The sequence below is a fragment of the Kitasatospora sp. NPDC059327 genome (genome assembly GCF_042752535.1).
Lineage (GTDB): Bacteria > Actinomycetota > Actinomycetes > Streptomycetales > Streptomycetaceae > Kitasatospora.
Map to the genome: position 1 here is coordinate 1 of NZ_JBHYYB010000199.1, position 5,994 is coordinate 5,994.

Genomic DNA, 5,994 nt, shown 5'->3' on the forward strand with positions numbered 1-5,994 from the left:
ACAACAACGTCGCGCGCCTGATGTCCACCGCGCAGGAGCACTACGCCTTCGACGACTCCGACACCTGGACCCTCTTCCACTCCTACGCCTTCGACTTCTCGGTGTGGGAGATCTGGGGCCCACTGCTGTACGGCGGCCGCCTGGTCGTCGTCCCGGATCAGGCGGCCCGGAGCCCGGAGGAGCTCCTCGACCTCCTGGTCGAGGAGCGGGTGACCGTCCTCAACCAGACCCCCACCGCGTTCCGGTCGCTCGTGGCGGCCGTCCGCGACGGTGACCCGCGCATGGCGCGACTCGTCTTGCGGGCAGTCATCTTCGGCGGTGAGAAGCTCGACATGTCGGACCTGCGGTTGTGGGTGGATGGCCTGGGCCTGGAACGCCCGGTACTCGTGAACATGTATGGGATCACCGAGACCACCGTCCACAATACTTACCACCGGCTGACCGACGCCGACTTCTTCCCCGGCGCCGGCAGCCGCATCGGTGGCCCCCTCGCGGACCTGACCGTCCGCCTGCTGGACGCCAACGGCGAACCCGTACCCGTCGGCGTGCCCGGGGAGATCCACGTCTCCGGCCCGGGCCTGGCCCGCGGCTACCTCAACCGCCCCGGCCTGACCGCCCGGCGCTTCATCCCCGACCCGTTCGGTGTGCCGGGTGAGCGGATGTATCGCAGTGGTGACCTGGCCAGGCTGCTGGTGGACGGGACACTGGAGGTGCTGGGTCGGATCGACGAGCAGGTCAAGATCCGCGGCTACCGCATCGAACTCGGTGAGATCCAGGCGGCGTTGGCGGTGCTCGACGGCATTCGCGAGGCGGTGGTCGTCGTGCGTGAGGACGTTCCGGGGGAGAAGCGTCTGACCGCGTACTGCGTCACCGTCGACGAGTCGATCGAGCTGGACCTCGCCCAAGTGCGGGAACGGCTGCGGCAGGTTCTGCCCGAGTACATGGTGCCGGCGGCCTTCGTGGTGCTGGACCGTGTGCCGGTGACGGCGAACGGGAAGCTGGACAAGCACGCCCTGCCCGCCCCCGACCAGGACTCCTACGCCCACACCGCCTACGTCGGCCCGCGCACCGAGGCGGAGGAACGGATCGCCGCGATCTGGGCCGAGGTCCTCGACGCCGATCGCGTCGGTGTCCAGGACAGCTTCTTCGATCTCGGCGGCGACTCGATCCGGGCGATCACGCTGGTCGGTGCCCTGCGCAACGCCGGCTTCCCGGCGAGCATCGAGCAGGTCTTCCAGCAGCGCACGATCGCCAACCTCAGCACCGTCCTCGCCGGTCGGCAGGCTTCCGGTCCGGTGGCCGAGACGGGTGTGGCGCCGTTCGCGTTGATCAGCGCGGAGGACCGTGCGAAGCTGCCCACCGACGTGGTGGACGCCTACCCGCTGTCACAGGTGCAGGCGGGTATGGTCGTGGAGACGCTGGTGGAGGCGGGCCGGGCCGCCTACCAAGGGTTCGTCGCGCACCGGGTGCGGGACGGGCGCCCGTTCTCGGCGGAGGCGCTGCGGCAGGCGGTCGACCTGGTCGCCTCCCGGCACGAGGTGCTGCGGACCTCGATCCACCTGGGCGGCTACTCGCAGCCGTTGCAGCTGGTCCACGCGGAGGTGAGCGTGCCGGTGGACGTGCACGACCTGCACGACTTCGAAGAGGCCGAGCGGACTCGGGCGCTGACGGAATTCCTGGCCGCGGACAGTGCGCGTCCGTTCGATCCGGAGACTGCGCCGCTGCTGCGGGTCTCCGCGCACCTGGAGGGCACGGACAGCTGGCGCCTGGCCGTCTCCCAGCACCACGCGGTCACCGAGGGCTGGAGCTACCACTCTCTGATCATGGAACTGGTCAGGACCTATCTGAACCTGCGCGAGGGCCGGTCGCCCGAGACGCCCGAACCGGTCGCCGTGCGGTACGCGGACTTCGTCGCGGCCGAGCTGGACGCGCTGGCCTCGCCCGTGCACCGTGGGTACTGGCAACGGGTGGTCGACGACTACTCGTCGCTGGTCCTGCCCGAGGGCTGGCAGGGCCCGGCCGAGGAGGAGGCCGAGCGGTACAACCTGCGGGTGTCCGTCGACGACCTCCAGGACGGCCTGCGCGCCCTGGCCCGCTCCACCGGTGCATCGCTGAAGAGTGTGATGATGACAGCCCACACGAAGGTGATGAGCCAGCTCACCGACCAGACGAGCTTCCACACCGGTCTGGTCTACGACGTGCGCATGGAGGCCGTCGGCGGCGACCGGGTGCTGGGCATGTACCTCAACACCCTGCCCTTCCCGGTCGACCCGATGACCGGCACCTGGAGCGACCTGGTACGGCGCACCTTCGAGCGTGAGATCGAGCTGTTCGAGCACCGGCGCTTCCCGCTGCCGGAGATCCAGCGCATGGCCGGCGCCGGCCGTCTGCTGGACATCGTGTTCAACTACCAGGACTTCCACCAGATCGACACCGGCATTGTCGAAAAGAACGCCGGATTCGGCACCGGCAGTACCGATTTCGGCCTGGGCGTCATCGTCTCGCCCTCCTCGGTGAGTCTGCAGGCAAGCTCCCACACCCTCGCTCCCGAGCACGCCCAACGAATTGCCGACATGTACCGGGCCGTCCTCGAAGCGATGGCCAACCATCCCGACCACCCCGCCCACACCGCCCACCTCCCCGCGAGGGAGAAGGAGTTGGCGCTGTCCGAATGGATGGGCGAGGTTCGCGAGGCGAGCTCCGGGAGCCTGATGGAGCTGTTCGAAGCGCAGGTCGCCGCCAGGCCGGACGCGATCGCGGTGACCTTCGAGGACACCCACCTCACCTATGCCGAGTTGGACGAGCGGGCCAATCGCCTCGCCCGCCACTTGCAAGCCCGGGGCGTCGGTGCGGAGTCGCTGGTCGGCGTCTGCCTGGACCGCTCGATCGAGTTGGTCGTGGCGGTCGTGGCGGTCGGGAAGGCCGGTGGCGCGTTCGTCCCGATGGACCCGGACTATCCGCAGGCCCGCATCGCGATGGTGCTGGAGGACAGCCAGGCGCCGATCCTGCTGACGCAGCGCCACTTGCTTCCCGTCCTGCCGGTGTGCGATGCGGAGCTGCTCCTCGTGGACGAGCCCGCGGCCTGGGCCGAGTGCCCGGCGACTGCCCCGGCCCGGTTCCTGACCCCGGACTCGCTGGCGTACGTCGTGTTCACCTCGGGTTCCACCGGCCGCCCCAAGGGCGCGGCCAACAGCCACCGGGGCATCATCAACACCTTGGACTCCTCGCACGAGTACATCGGACTCGGGCCGGACGACACGGTCCTGGTGAAGACCTCCATCGGCTTCGACCCCTTCGTGTGGGAGATCTACGGCACGCTGATGGCCGGCGCCCGAATGCTCATCTCGGTACCGGGCGGCCATCGCGACCCGGTCTACCTCAGCCGTCTGATGGCCGATGGCGGTGTGACGGTGGCGGTTTACGTACCGTCGATGCTCTCGCTGGTCCTGGAGCACGGCGACCTGGGAGCCTGCAGCGCGCTGCGTGCCATGATGATCGGTGGCGAGGACCTGCCGGTCTCCCTGGTGGAGGGCCTGCACGCCGCCGTGCCCGGCCTGGCCATCCTGAACGTGTACGGTCCGACCGAGGCGGCGCTCTCCGTCACTGCCCAGCCCCTGCGCGCCCCGCTGCCCGAGAACCTTCAGCAGCGCATCCCCATGGGCAGGCCGATCCGCAATGCCAGCCTGTACGTCCTGGACGCCAACCTCCAGCCGCGGGCGGTCGGGGTTCCCGGAGAGCTCTTCATCGCCGGTGTCAACGTGGGCCGTGGCTACGCTAGCCGCCCTGGCCTGACCGCCCAGCGCTTCATCCCCGACGCGTACGGCACGCCGGGCGCGCGGATGTACCGCACCGGTGACCTGGTGCGTTGGCGGCAGGACGGCACGCTGGAGTTCCTGGGCCGGATCGACGAGCAGGTCAAGATCAACGGTGTCCGGATGGAACTCGGCGAGATCCAGGCGGCGTTGGCGGCAGTCGCCGGCATCCGCGAGGCGGTCGTCATCGTCCGCGAGGACACCCCCGGCGACAAGCGCCTCACCGCCTACTGCACCACCGCGGACCAGTCGATCGAGCTGGACCTTGCCATGGTGCGTGCGGAGCTGGGCCGGGCGCTGCCTGAGTACATGGTGCCGGCGGCCTTCGTGGTGCTGGAGCGGGTGCCGGTGACGTTGAACGGGAAGCTGGACCGTCGGGCGCTGCCCGCGCCAGGCCAGGATGCCTACGCGCACACCGCCTACGTGGCTCCGCGTACGGTGGGGGAGCGTCGGATCGCGGCGATCTGGGCCGAGGTCCTGGACGCCGAGCGCGTGGGTGTCGAGGACTCGTTCTTCGACCTGGGCGGGGACTCGATCCGGGCGATCACGCTGGTCGGTGCCCTGCGCAACGCCGGCTTCGCGGCGAGCATCCAGCAGGTCTTCCAGCAGCGCACGATCGCCAACCTCAGCGCCGCCCTCGCTGACCAGCCGACCCCCGCACCGGTGGCCGAGCTGGGTGTGGCGCCGTTCGCGTTGATCAGCGCGGAGGACCGTGCGAAGCTGCCCACCGACGTGGTGGACGCCTACCCGCTGTCACAGGTGCAGACCGGCATGATCGCCGAAGGACTTACGGCGGCGAGCGGCAATGCTTACCACATGGTCTCCACCACCCGGGTGCGCGACGAGCAGTCCTTCGACCACCAGGCCTTCACCCGCGCCTGGCAGCTCCTCGCCACCCGGCACGAGGCACTGCGCACCTCGATCCACCTGGCCGGCCACACCCAGCCCCTGCAACTGGTCCACTCCGACGCCGACACCGTCATCGGTGTGCGTGACGTCGCGTACGCGGACCTGGCCGACGCCCTGCGTGCCTATGTGGGCGCCGAACGCGAATACCCGCTCGCCCTCGACCGGGCCCCGCTATTCCGCCTGTACGTCCACACCACCACCGACACCCCCGGTGCGGGCTGGTGGCTGTCGATGACCAGCCCCCACGCCGTGATGGACGGCTGGAGCATGGAGAGCCTGCGGGCCGAACTCCTCGACAGCTACCAGCAGCTGCGTGACGACACCCGGCCCCGCACTCCCGAGCCCGTCACCGTGCGCTACGCGGACTTCATCGCCGCCGAACTCGACGCCCTGGCGTCACCCGGCCAACAGGCCTTCTGGCAGGACATCGTCACCACCCACGCCCCTGTCACCCTGCCCCCGCACTGGGCCGACACCACCCGGGCCCCGCATCACTACAGCCTGCGCGTGCCCATCGACGACCTGACCGGCGCCCTGACCGCCCTCGCCACCACCAGCAACGTCCCCCTCAAGACCATCCTGCTCGCCGCCCACACCACCGTCATGGGCACCCTCACCGCTGACCCCGCCTACCACACCGGTCTGGTCACTCACGCCCGCCCCGAGGTCAGCGGAGCGGACCGCGTCATCGGCATGCACCTCAACACCCTGCCCTTCCCCGCCGACCGCACCGCCACCACCTGGCGCGACCTGGCCCGGCGCACCTTCACCCGCGAACTCGACCTCTGGGGCCACCGTCACCACCCCCTGCCCGCCATCCAGCGCCTCGCTGGCCCCGGCCGACTCCTGGATACCTTCTTCAACTTCACCGACTTCCACCAGACACACCAGGCCCTCGACCAGAACCTCAACTTCAACGACGCTCCCAAGGAGTTCGGCCTCACCATCGACGCCACCCCCACCCATCTCACCCTCAGTACCAACACTCATCACCTCACCCCGGACCACGCCCAGCACCTCGCCGACACCTACCGCACCACCCTCGAAGCCATTGCCACCAACCCCGACACCCCCATCCACAGCGCCACCGGCAACAGCGTCACCGCCACCACGTCCGAGCCCCTCGCCACACACCACGCGGACATGAGCGACACCATTCACGGACTGTTCGAACTGCAGGCTGCGGCGACGCCGGGGGCGGTCGCGGTTACGGCGGGCGATGTGTCGCTGACGTACGGGGAGTTGAACGAGCGGGCGAACCGCCTCGCGCACC

The 5,994-nt window shown here is 69.6% G+C and carries 1 protein-coding gene; it reads left to right on the forward strand.

Annotated elements, in window-relative coordinates; translation table 11 throughout:
* Window positions 1-20: 20 nt before the first annotated feature.
* The coding region (locus ACFXHB_RS44025) for an amino acid adenylation domain-containing protein (protein WP_380582759.1) at window positions 21-5,994 on the forward strand (5,974 nt) is incomplete at its 3' end.